A 16,107-nucleotide genomic window follows, 5' to 3' on the forward strand; every position below is an offset into this window, starting at 1 on the left:
GCCACAATACGTTGCTCAATGGACACGGGGCCGTGACTGTCACGGTCATCGTCTTCTGCGCTCAATCGGGAAAGCTCGTCATGCGCAGAGCGCGGGAGTTCTTGTTAATGATGAGGCAAATGGCCGAATCCGTCCCGGATAGCGATCCGGCACTGACGCAGGATCGCCGCGCATCCTTTGCATTGCCGGGTTTGGCGCTCGCGGGCGGTGCCTTGGCGAGCGCGAGCTTCACCCTGCCTGTCCTGCTCGGACTGACGCCGATCGAGCCGACGTCGAACGTTCTGATTGCCTCGGCGATCATCAACTCGCTGTTCATCGTCGGACTGATGTTCCTGATCGGCCGCGAGGTCACTCGGCTCGTGCGGGCGCGTACCAAGGGCCGGGCTGCGGCGCGCCTGCATGTGCGTATCGTCGTCTTGTTCTCGATCGTCGCGATCACGCCGGCCATTTTGGTGGCGATCTTTGCCAGTATCACACTGAATGTCGGGCTCGACCGATGGTTTTCGATCCGCACCCAGTCGATCGTTTCCTCGTCGATGAACATCGCCCAGGCCTATATGCTCGAGAATGCGAGCTATCTTCAGGGCCAGACCGTGTCGATGGCGAACGACCTGGAACGCAACCGCGCGCTCTACTATCTCGACCGCACCGGTTTCGTCGAATTGCTGACCCGTCAGGCCAAGGGGCGCGGACTGCTCGGTGCCTTTCTGGTGCGGCAGGACGGTTCGGCCATCGACCAGGCGGAAATTGCGACCGACAAACCCCTGCCGGCGATCCCGAAAGATGCACTCGAGAGTGCAGCGGCCGGCCAGCCGACGCTCATTCCGCCAGGTGTAACCAATCTGGTCGGGGCCATCATCAAGCTTGATTCGATTTCCGGAACCTTCCTCTACACGATCCGCGCTGTGGACCCCAAGGTCATGGCGGCGATGCGGCTGATGGAGGAGAACACGGCTGAGTACAAGGCTATGGAAGCCGGTCGGACGACACTGCAGATTGCCTTCGCCGTACTCTATCTCGGTTTTGCCCTGATCGTTCTGCTGGCCGCGATCTGGACCGCGATCGCGGTCGCGGACCGGATCGTGCGGCCGATCCGTCTGTTGATTGGTGCGGCCGACAGTATTGCATCGGGCGACTTGAACGTTGTCGTTCCTGTGCGCGTCGCCGACGGCGACGTCGGCAGCCTCTCGCGGACCTTCAATAAGATGATCTCGCAGATCCGTACACAGCGTGATGAGATCTTAGAAGCCAAGGACGAGGTGGACGACCGTCGCCGATTCATCGAGGCGGTTCTGTCCGGCGTGACCGCGGCCGTCATCGGCGTCGAGGACGATGGGGTGATCACGATCGTCAATCCGTCCGCGGAGTATTTTCTGGCCGTGGCGGCCGAGGAACTGATCGGCAAGAAACTCAATCTTGTGGCGCCCGAGGTCGACCGCGTACTCGCCGAGGCCACGGTGCGCCATCGCGGAGAGTATCGTGAACAGATCAATCTGATTCGGGGCGGCAAGGAGCGAACACTGAACGTCCAGGTGACCCGTGAGGAGACGCGCGGCTCGGCCAATTCCTACGTCATTACGCTCGATGATATCACCGACCTGGTGATCGCCCAGCGGTCCACCGCTTGGGCCGATGTCGCGCGCCGCATCGCGCACGAGATCAAGAACCCGCTGACCCCGATCCAGCTTTCGGCCGAGCGGCTGAAACGCCGCTACGGCAAGCAGATCGCCGCCGACGACCGCGTTGTCTTCGACCAGTGCACGGATACGATCGTACGGCAGGTCGAGGATATCGGGCGCATGGTCGACGAGTTCTCCGCCTTCGCCCGTATGCCGAAGCCGGCAAAGCAACGTTCCGATCTGCGCGACATTCTGCGCGACGCGGTGTTCCTGCGCGAAATGGGCAATCACGACATCAGCTTCGAGCGGCAATTTGGAGACGAGTCGCTCGAGGGCAGTTTCGACGCTCGCATGCTCGGCCAGGCAGTTGGCAACCTCATCAAGAATGCGGTCGAATCGATCGAGGCCGTGCCGCGGGAGGACTTGCCAGATGGGGGCAAGGTGCTCGTGCGGTCCTCGTTCGACCGGGAACACGATCGCTTCGTGGTTGATGTGATCGACAATGGCCGCGGTCTTCCGGTGGAGAACCGCCATCGCATCCTGGAACCTTATATGACGATGCGCGACAAGGGTACGGGCCTGGGTCTCGCCATCGTGAAGAAGATTATCGAAGAACATGGTGGACAGCTCGAGCTGCACGATGCGCCGGCGGAGTTTGACCGGGGCAGGGGGGCGATGATCCGCATCGTCCTGCCGCGGCTCGAAGGCCAGGACGCCATGGAAGCCGAAAGCAATAGGGAAATGGTCCATGGCCTCTGACATTTTGGTAGTCGACGACGAGGAAGATATCCGCGAGATCGTTTCGGGTATTCTCAGTGACGAAGGACACGAAACACGCACCGCTCATGATGCCGACAGTGCGCTGGTGGCGATTTCCGATCGCGTGCCGCGTCTTGTCTTCCTCGACATCTGGATGCAAGGCAGCCGGCTCGACGGGCTTTCGCTGCTGGATGAAATCAAGAGCCGCCATCCTGACCTTCCGGTTGTGATGATTTCCGGTCACGGCAATGTCGAGACTGCCGTTTCAGCCATAAAACGCGGCGCCTTCGACTTCATCGAGAAGCCGTTCAAGGCGGATCGCCTGATCCTGATTGCCGAGCGTGCACTCGAGAACTCGAAGCTGAAGCGGGAAGTCACCGAACTGAAGAAGCGCACCGGTGACGCAGCCGAGCTTATCGGCACGTCGGTCGCGGTATCGCAGCTTCGCCAGACGATCGAGAAGGTCGCCCCGACCAACAGCCGCATCATGATCTTCGGGCCGTCCGGCTCCGGCAAGGAACTCGTTGCCCGCATGATCCACAAACGCTCGACCCGGGTGGGTGGCCCGTTCGTGGCGCTCAATGCCGCGACCATCACGCCGGAGCGCATGGAAATGGCGCTGTTCGGCACCGAGGGGGCGCCCGGCCAGCCGCGGCGGATCGGGGCACTGGAAGAAGCGCATCGCGGCATTCTCTATCTCGACGAGATCGGTGAGATGCCGCGCGAGACGCAGAACAAGATCCTTCGTGTGCTGGTTGAGCAGCAGTTCGAGCGGGTCGGCGGGTCCAAGCGGGTCAAGGTCGACGTCCGGATCATCTCCTCCTCGGCCTACAATCTCGAAAACCAGATTGCGGAGGGGCGCTTCCGCGAGGATTTGTTCCACCGTCTGGCCGTTGTGCCCGTGAAAGTGCCGGCGCTCGCGGAGCGGCGTGAGGACATCCCTTTCCTGGTTGACATGTTCATGCGCCAGATTTCCGAGCAGGCGGGCATTCGCGCGCGCAAGATCGGCGACGATGCGATGGCGGTGCTGCAGGCAAACGACTGGCCGGGCAATATCCGGCAATTGCGAAACAATATCGAACGACTGATGATCCTGGCGCAGAGCGATAGCGCGGACACGCACATTACCGCGGAAATGCTGCCGCAGGATCTGTCCGACATGCTGCCGAAAATCTCGGCGCGCACCGATACCCACATCATGACTCTGCCGCTGCGAGAAGCGCGTGAGATGTTCGAGCGCGACTACCTGATCGCGCAGATCAACCGCTTCGGCGGCAACATCTCAAGGACAGCCGAATTTGTCGGCATGGAGCGCTCAGCACTCCATCGCAAACTGAAATCGCTTGGCGTATAAGGGGCACAAGGGGCCGGACGCCGTGGCTCCGCGCCAGGTCAACGCTTCTTCGAAAGAGCACTCATGAAAGTCATTATCTGCGGAGCGGGACAGGTCGGCTACGGTATCGCGGAGCGGCTGTCCCAGGAGGACAACGACGTGTCGGTGATCGACACCTCTGCTTCGCTCGTCACGCATATTACCGAGACGCTCGACGTCCGCGGTTATGTGGGCCATGGCGCCCATCCGGATATGCTTGCCAAGGCCGGCGCCGATCAGGCGGACATGATCATCGCTGTGACCCTTTACGACGAGGTCAATATCGTCGCCTGCGAAGTGGCGCATGCGCTGTTTTCGGTTCCGACCAAGATCGCCCGTATCCGCGCGCAGAATTATCTGAGGCCGGAATATTCCGATCTCTTCAGCCGGCAGAACATGTCGATCGATGTTACGATCTCGCCGGAGATCGAGGTCGGCAAGATGGTGCTGCGGCGCATTTCCTTCCCCGGCGCCACAGACATCGTCCGCTTTGCCGACGATCACATCACCATGGTGGCGATCGAGTGCATGGAGGACTGCCCGGTCCTCAACACGCCGCTGCAGCAATTGAGCCAGCTCTTTCCCGACCTCATGGCGACGGTTACTGCGATCTATCGCAATGGCCGGCTGCAGGTGGCTCGCTCCACCGACCAGTTGCTGGTCGGCGATCTTGCCTATGTCATCTGCCAACGCGAACACACCCGGCGCACGCTCGGTCTGTTCGGACACGAGGAACAGGAAGCGGGCCGACTGGTGATCGCCGGCGCCGGCAATATCGGCTATTACGTCGCCCGGGCGATCGAGGATGTACAGCCGAAGACCAAGGTGAAGCTCATCGAGAGCGATGCTGCGCGGGCCGTGATGGTGTCGGACAAGCTCAGCAATTCGATCGTGCTGCATGGGTCGGCACTCGATCAGAACATCCTGCAACAGGCCGATGTCCAGGATGCAGATCTGATGGTGACGCTGACCAATAGCGACCAGACGAACATCCTGAGCGCGGCAATGGCCAAGCGCTTGGGCTGCAAGGCCGGCATGGTCCTGATCAACGACCCGAGCTTCTATGATCTGACCCACGCGATCGGCATCGACCATCATATCAATCCGCGCGCTGTAACAATCTCGCGTGTTCTCCAGCATGTCCGAAAGGGCCGCATCCGATCCGTCTATGCCGTGCAGAAGGGGATGGCCGAAGTGATCGAGGCCGAGGCGCTGGAGACCTCTCCGCTGGTCGGCGTCGCCTTCCGCGACCTGCATTTGCCGCCGGGTATTCGTATCGGCGCGATCTATCGCGACGGAACGGTGCTGAGGCCCAACGGCGACCTGAAAATCAAGGCCAAGGACCGGGTGGTGCTGTTTGCCAAGGCCGACGCGGTGCGCGACGTCGAGCAGATGTTCCGCGTTTCGATCCAGTATTTCTAGAAACCGATTGGACGGGCGAAGATGCCGAGAATTGCCTATGTGAATGGCCGCTATCTTGCGCACGGCGATGCAGGCGTGCACATCGAGGACCGCGGCTACCAGTTCGCCGATGGCGTCTACGAGGTCTGCGAGATCCGCCACGGGATGATCGTCGATCTTTCGCGCCATCTCGACCGGCTCGACCGTTCGCTCAATGAAATCCGCATCCCGTCGCCGATGTCGCGCGCGGCGCTGGTGGGCGTCATTCGCGAAGTGGCGCGGCGCAACAGGGTGAAGAACGGCCTGTTCTACCTGCAGGTGACGCGCGGCGAGGCGCGGCGCGATCATGTTTTTCCCGCACCAGACACGGCGCCGTCGATCGTTATTACCGCCAAGAGCACCGACCCGACGGTCATTGCGGCGAAGAACGCGAACGGCCTCAAGGCGATTACGGTCGCCGACAATCGCTGGGACCGTGTCGATATCAAGACCGTCGGGCTTTTGCCCAACGTGCTCGCCCGGCAGGCGGCCAAGGAGGCCGGCGCGCAGGAGGCGATCTATGTCGATGCGCGGGGCATGGTCACCGAGGGGGCGGCGACCAATGTGTGGATCGTCGACGGCGACGGCAATCTCGTCACCCGTCCGGCCGAGCAGGGCATCCTGCGCGGCATCACCCGCACGACCCTGAAGGATGTGGCGCAGAGCCTTGCCATTCCAGTGGTCGAACGCGAATTCTCCCGCGACGAAATGCTCGCGGCCCGCGAAGTGTTTATCACCGCGGCAACAAGTATCTGTTTTCCGGTCGTCGAGATCGACGGACAGACCATTGGCAACGGGCATCCGGGCACATTTTCCGAGAAGATCCGGACCGCCTTTTTCGACATTGCGGAAAAGACGGCGATTTGATACCAACTTCCAGATAAGGGGCTTGCAAGGGACAACCCTACCTTTCTGACAAGCTTGAACAATAATTACACCGGCGCAAAAGGCCGGCAAAAAAGAAAGAAGCGGCGCCATGGCGGAACGTTCTCAGAACCTGCAAGATCTATTTCTCAACACCGTTCGCAAGCAGAAAATTTCGCTGACGATCTTCCTGATCAACGGCGTGAAGCTCACGGGCGTTGTCACGTCCTTCGACAACTTCTGCGTCCTGCTGCGCCGCGACGGCCATTCGCAGCTCGTCTACAAGCACGCCATCTCGACCATCATGCCGGGCCAGCCGATGCAGATGTTCGAAAGCGAAGAGAACTCTTCGTCACAGGATTGAAGCCATAACCACCAGAGACACGAAAAACGAGTCGATCATCCCGGAGGAGGAAAAGCCCCGGGATGACATGTGTGCCGTCGTCATCGTTCCGGTCCTCAAGCAGGGCCGCAATGCGGCGCCCGCTGCCGCTTCGGACAACAGCGTGGTCGCACCGAGCCGATCGAACGAAGCCCGGCTGGAAGAGGCGATGGGCCTTGCCCGCGCGATCGACCTGACGATCGGCGAGGGCCTGATCGTGCCGGTCAACCAGCCGCGCCCGGCGACCCTGCTCGGCAGCGGCAAGATCGCCGAGATCGGCGAGAAGCTCGACCAGCACAATGCCGGCCTGGTGATCGTCGACCATCCGCTGACGCCGGTGCAGCAGCGTAATCTCGAGAAGGAATGGAACGCCAAGGTCATCGACCGCACGGGCCTGATCCTTGAGATCTTCGGCCGCCGCGCCTCCACCAAGGAAGGCACGCTGCAGGTCGAGCTTGCCCACCTCAACTACCAGAAGGGCCGCCTGGTGCGCTCCTGGACCCACCTTGAACGACAGCGCGGTGGTGCAGGCTTCATGGGCGGTCCGGGCGAAACCCAGATCGAGGCCGACCGCCGGATGCTGCAGGACAAGATCATCAAGCTGGAGCGCGAGCTCGAGCAGGTGGTCCGGACCCGCCAGCTGCACCGCGCCAAGCGCCGCAAGGTGCCGCATCCGATCGTGGCTTTGGTCGGCTATACCAATGCCGGCAAGTCTACGCTGTTCAACCGGATCACCGGGGCAGGGGTTCTGGCCGAGGACATGCTGTTTGCCACGCTCGATCCGACGCTGCGGCGGATGAAGCTGCCGCATGGGCGAACCGTCATCCTGTCCGACACCGTCGGCTTCATCTCCGACCTGCCGACGCATCTGGTCGCCGCCTTCCGCGCCACGCTGGAAGAGGTGCTGGAAGCCGATCTCATCCTGCATGTGCGCGACATGTCCGATCCGGACAATGGCGCGCAGGCGGGTGACGTGCTGCGCATTCTCTCCGACCTCGGCATCGACGACAAGGAGAAGTCCGAGCGCATCATCGAGATCTGGAACAAGATCGACCGGCTGGAGCCGGAAATGCACGATGCGCTGCTGCAGAAGGCGGCGACCCGTGAAAACGTCATGACCGTCTCGGCGATCACCGGGGAAGGCGTCGACCACCTGCTCGACGTGATCTCCGAGAGGCTGTCCGGCGTGCTGACCGAGGCAACGATCGTCATTCCGGCCGACAAGCAGGCGCTGATCTCCTGGGCCTACGAGAACGCCGTGGTCGACGGCCGCGAGGACCACGAGGATGGCTCCGTCAGCCTCGACCTGCGTCTGACCGCCCGCCAGGCCGATGAGCTGGAGCGCAAGCTCGGCAGCGGTCAGAAGGCGGAAAAGGAAGACTGGGAGCGGTAGGCGTCGGACTCTGACAGAAAAGAGTGTCGTGACTACCGCATGGCAGCTAGAGTTGCTGTTGAACAGACAGGTCAATTAGGCGGTGTTTAGGGCGGGATCTGTGGGTTTTGTATGGGCGGCAAGAGAATCCAACCCGATTTTTCTACGCCGGACGGCGGAAGGATAGGCTGCTCGCAAGGCTTCTATTTTTCGATCTGTGTCCGATCTTTTGGCGACTTTGTGGCCTCGCGTGACAGGGAGGCCACCTCAATGGATCGACTCAAGTTGGTCAATCGCCCGGGCGACCTCGATGATGCATCTTGTAGCGAGTACGAGGATGTCAGAAGGCAACGATCGGCCTCCACTGCATCTGCCGTCATCACTATAGTGTTTGCTTCAATGTGTTTGGAGGCAGCAATCTACGATTATGCCGCTTGGCATCTTGGTGACGACTACGTGCAAACGAATCTCGACAAAATGGATTTAGTTTCCAAGTGGCTAGTCGTACCCAGGTTGGTCGCGCAGCGAGAAATTCCGATTGGGCGTCCATCGCACGACCATCTAAAGACGTTGGTTCGACTTAGAAATGGGCTGGTGCATAAGAAATCTCATCCGATCCCGTTATCAGATGAAGATTTACTCCGCAGAGTTGAAGAACTCGATGTTAAAGAGCATGAGATCCAAGACGGCTGCATCGTTGCGATGCGAGCGATAGTGCTAGTGTCTCTCGACATGGACCACCTTCTTGGTGGCGTGACAATCAATCCGCTCCCATCGTTCGCTAGGAACAGCGATACCCATTACCGTGCACGGTACACTGATGAGCTAGAAGCTCTGGTCTCAGAGTGTCGAGGAATGCTCACTCGATCGCGGAAGATCAAGACGACTCTGGCACAGTCCTAGTCAGATTGGAACGGCGCGCGGGTCTCCATCCCCTTTGCCGCTTGCCAAAGCTCCTCCATCCGCTCCAACGTCGCGGCCTGCAGACTCTCACCGTTTGCTTCAAGAGTCCGCTCTATATAGCCGAAGCGCCTGCGGAATTTTGTGTTCGTGCCGCGAAGAGCCTGTTCCGGATCGGCCTTCACATGGCGGCCGATATTGGCGAGCGCGAAGATCAGGTCGCCGAGTTCGTCGGCGATCTTGTCCGGCTCGCCGGCCCTCAGTGCCTCGCGCAGTTCGCCGATCTCTTCCTCGATCTTGTCGAGGATCGGCTCGGCTTCCGACCAGTCGAAACCGACTTTGGCGGCCTGTTCCTGGAGTTTGAGGGCTTCGGTCAGCGCCGGGAAGCTGCGTTGGACCGAGCCGAGGAAGCCGGCCTTCGGATCGTCGGGCATGGGCTTGTCGGAAGCTCTGGCGCGGGCAGCGTGGCGCTCGGCGCGTTCCTGTTTTTCCTGCCGCTTGATCTCGTCCCATTGCAGCTTGACGGCGTCCGGGGTCGAAGCGTCCGACACGGCGAAGACGTGCGGATGCCGACGGATCATCTTTTTCGTGATTGCCTCGACCACGTCGCCGAAGGTAAACAGTCCGGCCTCCTCGGCGATCCGTGCGTGGAACACCACCTGCAGCAGCAGGTCTCCGAGTTCGTCGCAGAGATCATCCGGATCGTTGCGCTCGATCGCGTCGGCCACTTCATAGGCCTCCTCGATCGTGTAGGGCTTGATCGTCTCGAAGGTCTGCACCACGTCCCAGGGGCAGCCGGTTTCGGGTTCGCGCAGCGCCGCCATGATGTCGAGCAGGCGGGTGATGTCCTTGGAGGGTTCCATGCGGGTCTCTGTTCTGGGTGCTCAGTTGAGCGGAATGTCGTTGTCGGATTTGCCGGACTGGTATTCTTGCGAGAGCCGGTCGTAGACGGCTCGGATGCGCTTCGACTGGGCCTTCAGGGTCTCGGAGTCGTCGTTGACCGCGACCAGATCGGCGATGGCGTAGGAATTCCAGAAGGCATTGCTCTTGCGGTAACCGCCCGGCTCCAGGCCAAAAACCTCTTTGAGGATCTTCAGGTCGTGCGGGATGGCGAAGGCGTCGCGGCTGTCCTCATGGCTGAAGAAATAGTAGAAATTGTCGAAGCCCGCCCAGGTGATTGCCGACATGCACATGGTGCAGGGTTCGTGGGTCGACAGGAAGATCAGGTCTCGGGTCGCCGGCCGCTCACCCAGCTCGTAGAATCGCTTCAGCGTGTGGACCTCGCCGTGCCAGAGCGGGTTTTCCAGCTCATTGTTGGTCTCGGCCAGCACCAGCGACAGGTCGGATTTCCTGAGGATCGCCGCGCCGAACACCTTGTTGCCGGCGGCCACGCCCTTTTCCGTGAGCGGCAGGATATCGTCTTCGATGACGTCGAGCAGGCGGCGAGTGATGTCGGCGGCGGTCAAGGCTGTCTCCTGGCTGGCTGAGGCCCGATCCTATCGGCGAGCCATGGCTGGTGAAAGACGCAATTTTCGTCCGCGGCGCCGTTATCCCGTGGGTTTTGCTGCGCTGCCGCGTCCGGTCGATGCGGCCCGGTGAGATTTGCTCTATTCCCGCGAAAGCCTAGCAAAGAAATATCCATCACCGAAGCCCGACGGATTCCTGTTTCTTCAATCCCTTGGCGAATACAGGGATAGTGGCACAGTCTTCCACAATGCGGAATCGGGCATGGACGTGAGCGAACAGCGACTTTCGGTATTTCCGGCCTTCTTCAAGGTCGCGAACGCCGTTGCCTTGGTGTTCGGCAACGGGCCGGAAGCCTTTGCCAAGACCCGCCTGCTGCGCAACACCCAGGCGCGGGTCATAGCCTATGCCGAAGCGCCCGACGCCGACTATGCGGCCTATCTCGCCGAGCACGACATCGAAACGGTGGCCCGCAGCTTTGCCCCCGCCCAGGTCGAGGATGCTGTTCTGGTGTTCGCCGCCACCGGCGATGCGGAGCTGGACCGTGCCATCGTCCGGGCTGCCCGCGCCCGCCGCATCCCGGCCAATGCCGTCGATCAGCCGGACTTCTGCGATTTCTATACGCCCGCTCTGGTCAACCGGGCCCCGATCGCCGTTGCCATTGGTACGGAAGGGGCAGGCCCGGTGCTTGCCCAGATGATTCGTGCCGACATTGACCGCCTGCTGCCGCGTTCGCTTGGCCGGCTTGCCACCCTGGCAAACAGCTATCGCGGCGCCGTCGACAGGCTTTTGCCGCGCGGGGTGGTGCGTCGCCTGTTCTGGCGCGCGTTTTTCAAGGGCGACGTGGCCGATGCGGTGGACGCCGGCGAGATCAGCGATGCCCGCCGCCGCGCGACGCGGCTGCTCAAGGACGCCGTCAACGAGAAGGCCGAAGGCCGGATCTTCCTGGTCGGGGCCGGACCGGGCGCGGAGGACCTGCTTACGCTGCGCGCCCACCGGCTGCTGATGGAATGCGACGTGATCGTGCATGACGCGCTGGTGCCGCAGGCCGTGATCGACATGGGGCGCCGCGACGCCACCCGCATTCCGGTCGGCAAGCGCAAGGGCTGCCATTCGAAGTCGCAAGATGAGATCAACGATCTCCTGGTTGAACTCGGCCGCGAGGGCAAGCGCGTGGTGCGCCTGAAATCCGGCGACCCGCTGGTCTTCGGCCGTGCCGGTGAAGAAATGGCGGCGCTGCGCGACGCGGGCGTGGCCTACGAGGTCGTGCCGGGCATCACTTCGGCTCTCGCCGCCGCTGCCGATTTCGAGCTGCCGCTGACGCTGCGGGGTGTCGCATCCTCACTGGTCTTCACCACCGGCCACGACCTGCATGGAGAGACCCTGCCGGACTGGGCGCGGCTGGCGCTGTCGGGTGCCACGGTCGCCGTCTATATGGGCCGCAGCAATGCCGCCTCCGTCGCCTCCCGCCTGGCCTCGGGGCTTTCCGAAGACACGACCGTCGCGGTCGTCGAGAATGCCGGCCGGCGCGACAGCCGGCTGTTGCACGGCACACTTGCCGAATTGCCGGCGCTCGAAGCGCGCGACGAACTCAAAGGCCCGGTGATGGTGATCATCGGAGATGCCGTTGCCGGCGGCAATTTTACCCGCTCCGAACCGCTGCGCGGCACGATCGCCAGCCTTGCCCCTTTCGAGAGGACATGACATGGCAGACAAAGTACTGACCGCCAATCGCCTGGGCGACGGCATCGCCGTCTGGCTAGACGCCAACGGCCGGTGGACCGAAAAGCTCCAGGACGCCTTTGTGGCCCGTCATGCCGAAGCGGTCGCGGCGCTCGAGGATGCCGGCCGCAAGGCCTTTGCCAGCAACGTGGTTCTCGATGTCAACGTCGTCGAGGTCGAGGAGAAGGGCGGTCTGCTACGGCCCTTGCGTCTGCGCGAGCGCATCCGCGCCGAAGGCCCGACCATTGCCTATGCGGACGGCCACGGTTTCGCCGATCCCGCCTTCATTGCCGCCTGAGGATTTCCATGTACCGCTACGATGAATTCGACCACGCCTTCGTTTCGGCCCGCGTCGAGCAGTTCCGCGACCAGGTGACCCGCCGTCTCTCGGGCGAGATTGCCGAGGACGCGTTTCGTCCGCTGCGCCTGATGAACGGCGTCTATCTGCAGCTGCACGCCTACATGCTGCGGGTCGCCATTCCCTATGGCACGCTGAATGCGAAGCAGATGCGGATGCTCGCCCACATCGCCCGTCGCTACGACCGGGGATACGGCCATTTCACCACCCGCCAGAACATCCAGTACAACTGGCCGAAGCTCTCCGACACGCCGGACATCCTGGCCGAACTGGCGAGCGTCGAGATGCACGCGATCCAGACCTCGGGCAACTGCATCCGCAATGTGACGGCCGACCATTTCGCCGGCGCCGCCGCCGACGAGGTCGCCGATCCGCGGCCCTATGCCGAAATCCTGCGCCAGTGGTCCTCCGTCCATCCGGAGTTCTCCTTCCTGCCGCGCAAGTTCAAGATCGCGGTCACCGGCGCGCCGCGCGACCGCGCCGCGATCCAGGTGCACGACATCGGCCTGCACCTGAAGAAGAACGAAGCCGGCGAGCTGGGCTTTGCCGTCTATGTCGGCGGCGGGCAGGGGCGCACGCCGCTGGTGGCCAAGCTGATCCGCGACTTCCTGCCGGAAGAGGACCTGCTGACCTATGTGACGGCGATCGTGCGCGTCTACAATCTGCACGGCCGGCGCGACAACAAGTACAAGGCCCGCATCAAGATCCTCGTGCACGAGACGGGCGTCGAGGAAGTGACGCGCCAGGTCGAGGCCGAGTTCGCACAGATCCGTGAGAGCGAACTGAAGCTGCCAGAAGGCGACATCCGCGCGATCGAGACCTATTTCGCCCCGCCGGCTCTGCCCGACCGCGCCGATGGCTGGGAAGCTCTTGCCCGCGCCAAGAAGGCCGACGGCGCCTTTGCCGCCTGGGCCGCCCAGAACGTCCAGCCGCATCGCCATCCGGATTACGGCATGGTGACGATTTCGCTCAAACCCATCGGCGGCACGCCGGGCGATGCCAGCGACGGGCAGATGGACGTGGTTGCCGACGTCGCCGAGCGGCTGGCCTTCGACGAGATCCGCGTCAGCCATGAGCAGAACCTGATCCTGCCGCATGTCGCGCTTGGCGATCTCTATGCCGTCTATCAGGCGCTGGAGGCATCCGGCCTTGCCACGGCCAATGCCGGCCTGATCACCGACATCATCGCCTGCCCGGGGCTGGATTATTGCGCGCTGGCCAATGCCCGCTCGATCCCGGTCGCACAGGAAATCTCGACGCGCTTCGGTTCGCCCGAACGCCAGGCCGAGATCGGCGAGCTAAAGATCAAGATCTCCGGCTGCATCAATGCCTGCGGCCACCACCATGTCGGCCATATCGGCCTTCTGGGTGTCGAGAAGAAGGGTGCCGAACTCTACCAGATCACACTCGGCGGCTCGGGCGACGAAAACACCTCGATCGGCGAGATCATCGGCCGCGGCTTCGAGCCGGAGCGCGTGACCGACGCGATCGAGACCATCGTCGACACATATCTCGGCCTGCGCCTCGAACCGAAGGAAACCTTCATCGACGCCTATCGTCGGGTCGGCCCGAAGCCCTTCAAGGAAGCCCTGTATGGCAAGACGGCGGAAGCGGCCTGAGAAATGGATGACATGATCAAGATCTGGAATGAGACCGGATTCGTCGAGAACGACCCCTGGGTGCTCGAGACGGACGAGGTGCAGGCAAGCGAGGGCGAACGCGCCGTCGTCGGCATCGAGGCTTTTCTCGAGCTTGCCGAGCATAGCAACGAAAGCGGCTTTGGCGTTCTGCTGAGGCCCGCCGACGATGTGACGCGGCTTGAGCCCTATCTCGATCGCATCGCTCTGGTGGCAATCGCCTTTCCGGCCTTTAGTGACGGCCGAGGCTTCAGCCAAGCGACGCTTTTGCGCGAGCGCCTCGGCTACAAGGGCGAGGTCAGGGCTGTGGGCGACGTGCTGATCGATCCGATCCCGCTGATGCTGCGGACCGGCTTCACCAGCTTTGCCGTGTCAAACCCGACAGCGCTTGCCCGTCTGGCCGAGAACCGCCTGCCGGGGATCGCGGAACGCTACCAGCCGACCGCAGTGCTCGCCAACGAAGCCGGTGGCTTCAGCTGGCGCCGGATCGGCGGTCGCGACGCGTAGAACATTACGAAATCGAGATGTAATTTGACTGACTTGATAGAGGTCAAGGAAAGCGGTCCTCGATTGAGGCATCCGACTGAGGCGGCGAAACGCAGGGCGCGGCGAATTGCCGGCTTTGTCGTCCGCGCAAGTTGCGGTATAGGGCTGCCAGTGAACGTCAGTCAGGCGACCATAGGAACCAAAGACGCATGAATGCTCCCGTCAAAACCGAAAACGCGGAACTGATCGTCCCTGAGGGCGTTTATGCCGAGACCGTGCTCAGCGTGACGCATTACACGGATCGGCTGTTTCGTTTCCGCATGACCCGGCCTGCGGGTTTCCGGTTCCGTTCCGGAGAGTTCGCCATGATCGGTCTGATGGTCGAGGGCAAGCCGATCTACCGCGCCTATTCGATTGCAAGCCCGTCCTGGGACGAAGAGCTCGAGTTCTTCTCGATCAAGGTTCCGGGCGGTCCGCTGACCCAGCACCTGCAGGAGATCCAGCCGGGCGACAAGGTGCTGATGCGCAAGAAGCCCACGGGCACGCTGGTGCTCGATGCGCTGACGCCTGGCAAGCGCCTCTACATGTTCTCGACCGGCACCGGCATCGCGCCGTTCGCCAGCCTCATCCGCGACCCCGAGACCTATGAAAAATTCGAGGAAGTCATCCTCACCCACACCTGCCGCGAAGTGGCCGAGCTGAAGTACGGCTTCGATCTCATCAACGAGATCAAGGCGGACGAAATGCTGAGCGAGATTGTCGGCGACAAGCTCAGGCACTATGCGACGGTCACCCGCGAAGACTATCCCTTTCAGGGCCGCATTACCGAACTGATCGAAAACGGCAAGCTGTTTGAAGATCTGGGCGTACCTCGGCTCGACCCGGCGGTCGACCGGGGGATGATCTGCGGTTCCGCCGCCATGCTGAAAGATACCAAGATTGTGTTGGAAAAGGCGGGCCTCACGGAAGGGGCCAACAACAAGCCGGCAGAATTCGTTATCGAGCGGGCCTTCGTCGGCTGAGACTTGTGCATTTGCTGCAGTTCAACGCCCGGTCAATGCCGGGCGTTTTTCGTTGCAGCGGCGACGGCAGCCCTCAGGTTTCGCTCAGATAGCCGATCAGGGCCTCCATTGCTGCCTCGGCCTCCTTCCCATTGCCCTGCTGTATTGCACGGATCACCGCAACATGAAGCGAGACTGAGCGGTCCATTTTTTCGACCGTAGCGCCGGCGTACCACATGCGACGAGAATGGGATTGCAGTGGTGCAACGGCCGAAATCAGAAAGCGGTTGGTGCAGGCTTCCTCGATGATCTCGTCGAATTCCTTGTCCGCGCTGAGGAATGCGTCGAAGTCGCCCGCTGTGGCTGCCGCTGTCATGGCCTTGGCGCAGTCGAGCAGGGCGGTACGTTGCTCTTGGATGGCATTCTCAGCCGCAAGCCTTGCCAGCAGCGGTTCGAGCTTCAGGCGAACGGCCATAATGGCCTTGTGATCGGCTGGCTGGATCTCGGCGATCTGCAGCCCGACACGCGGGCGCACCACGATGAGGCCCTGCCATTCGAGCTTCTGGATTGCCTCGCGAACCGGCGTTCGCCCGTAGCCGGACAGTTCGATCAACTGCCGCTCGTTCACCAGTGCGCCGGGCTTCAGCTTCAGCGTGACGATCCGCTGTTCCAGCGCCAGATAGGCGAGGTGACTCTGCGAGCCGACAGTCGCGGTCATTCATACCTCCACT

The 16,107-nt window shown here is 62.0% G+C and carries 15 protein-coding genes; 12 read left to right on the plus strand and 3 right to left on the minus strand.

What is annotated here, in order from left to right; translation table 11 throughout:
• The first annotated feature begins 110 nt into the window (after positions 1-110).
• From ACWPVA_RS06025 to ACWPVA_RS06055, 7 genes are all read left to right on the plus strand, one after another.
• Positions 111-2,378, plus strand: a complete 2,268-nt coding sequence (locus tag ACWPVA_RS06025) for an ATP-binding protein (protein WP_454289539.1) — start codon at positions 111-113, stop codon at positions 2,376-2,378.
• A complete protein-coding gene (gene ntrX / locus ACWPVA_RS06030; RefSeq protein ID WP_454286819.1) occupies positions 2,368-3,732 on the plus strand; it encodes a nitrogen assimilation response regulator NtrX in 1,365 nt (454 codons plus the stop codon). Before ACWPVA_RS06025 ends, ntrX begins: the two co-directional genes overlap by 11 nt.
• Before the next feature lie 63 nt (positions 3,733-3,795).
• Positions 3,796-5,172 (plus strand): Trk system potassium transporter TrkA, encoded by a 1,377-nt coding sequence (gene trkA, locus ACWPVA_RS06035; RefSeq protein ID WP_454286820.1) that lies wholly within the window; start codon positions 3,796-3,798, stop codon positions 5,170-5,172.
• A 21-nt stretch (positions 5,173-5,193) separates the two neighbouring features.
• Complete coding sequence (locus ACWPVA_RS06040) at positions 5,194-6,057, plus strand: D-amino-acid transaminase (protein WP_454286821.1); 864 nt, start codon at positions 5,194-5,196, stop codon at positions 6,055-6,057.
• 109 nt (positions 6,058-6,166) lie between these two features.
• Entirely contained in the window at positions 6,167-6,418 is a 252-nt protein-coding gene (gene hfq / locus ACWPVA_RS06045; protein ID WP_454286822.1) for an RNA chaperone Hfq, read from the plus strand.
• On the plus strand, positions 6,414-7,829 hold the full coding sequence (gene hflX / locus ACWPVA_RS06050; protein ID WP_454289540.1) for a GTPase HflX: 1,416 nt from the start codon (positions 6,414-6,416) through the stop codon (positions 7,827-7,829). The genes hfq and hflX overlap by 5 nt, the downstream gene beginning before the upstream one ends.
• A 249-nt stretch (positions 7,830-8,078) precedes the next feature.
• Positions 8,079-8,711, plus strand: coding sequence for a hypothetical protein (locus tag ACWPVA_RS06055; protein WP_454286823.1), 633 nt, complete (start codon positions 8,079-8,081; stop codon positions 8,709-8,711).
• On the opposite strand, the gene mazG is transcribed toward ACWPVA_RS06055, so the two are convergent.
• Both mazG and ACWPVA_RS06065 read right to left on the minus strand, forming a co-directional pair.
• Positions 8,708-9,571 carry a nucleoside triphosphate pyrophosphohydrolase gene (gene mazG / locus ACWPVA_RS06060; RefSeq protein ID WP_454286824.1) on the minus strand — a complete coding sequence of 288 codons (864 nt, stop codon included), beginning with the start codon at positions 9,569-9,571 and terminating at the stop codon, positions 8,708-8,710. The genes ACWPVA_RS06055 and mazG overlap by 4 nt on opposite strands.
• 21 nt (positions 9,572-9,592) lie before the next feature.
• Complete coding sequence (locus tag ACWPVA_RS06065; RefSeq protein WP_454286825.1) at positions 9,593-10,174, minus strand: deaminase; 582 nt, start codon at positions 10,172-10,174, stop codon at positions 9,593-9,595.
• 262 nt (positions 10,175-10,436) lie between these two features.
• On the opposite strand from ACWPVA_RS06065, the gene cysG reads away from it, so the two are divergent.
• The 5 genes from cysG to ACWPVA_RS06090 all read left to right on the plus strand — a co-directional run bounded on the left by cysG (position 10,437) and on the right by ACWPVA_RS06090 (position 15,397).
• Positions 10,437-11,876 (plus strand): siroheme synthase CysG, encoded by a 1,440-nt coding sequence (gene cysG / locus ACWPVA_RS06070; protein WP_454286826.1) that lies wholly within the window; start codon positions 10,437-10,439, stop codon positions 11,874-11,876.
• Position 11,877: 1 nt separating this feature from the next.
• Positions 11,878-12,192 (plus strand): DUF2849 domain-containing protein, encoded by a 315-nt coding sequence (locus ACWPVA_RS06075; protein WP_454286827.1) that lies wholly within the window; start codon positions 11,878-11,880, stop codon positions 12,190-12,192.
• A gap of 8 nt (positions 12,193-12,200) precedes the next feature.
• Positions 12,201-13,871, plus strand: a complete 1,671-nt coding sequence (locus tag ACWPVA_RS06080; RefSeq protein WP_454286828.1) for a nitrite/sulfite reductase — start codon at positions 12,201-12,203, stop codon at positions 13,869-13,871.
• 12 nt (positions 13,872-13,883) lie between these two features.
• Positions 13,884-14,396, plus strand: a complete 513-nt coding sequence (locus tag ACWPVA_RS06085; protein ID WP_454289541.1) for a DUF934 domain-containing protein — start codon at positions 13,884-13,886, stop codon at positions 14,394-14,396.
• 188 nt (positions 14,397-14,584) lie between these two features.
• Entirely contained in the window at positions 14,585-15,397 is an 813-nt protein-coding gene (locus ACWPVA_RS06090; protein WP_454286829.1) for a ferredoxin--NADP reductase, read from the plus strand.
• Positions 15,398-15,470: 73 nt separating this feature from the next.
• Here the strand turns inward: ACWPVA_RS06090 and ACWPVA_RS06095 are convergent, their stop codons facing one another.
• The gene (locus ACWPVA_RS06095; RefSeq protein ID WP_454286830.1) at positions 15,471-16,094 is read right to left on the minus strand and encodes a GntR family transcriptional regulator; all 624 of its coding nucleotides are present in this window, start codon (positions 16,092-16,094) and stop codon (positions 15,471-15,473) included.
• Positions 16,095-16,107 lie beyond the last annotated feature (13 nt).

The sequence above is a fragment of the Rhizobium arsenicireducens genome (assembly GCF_964021225.1).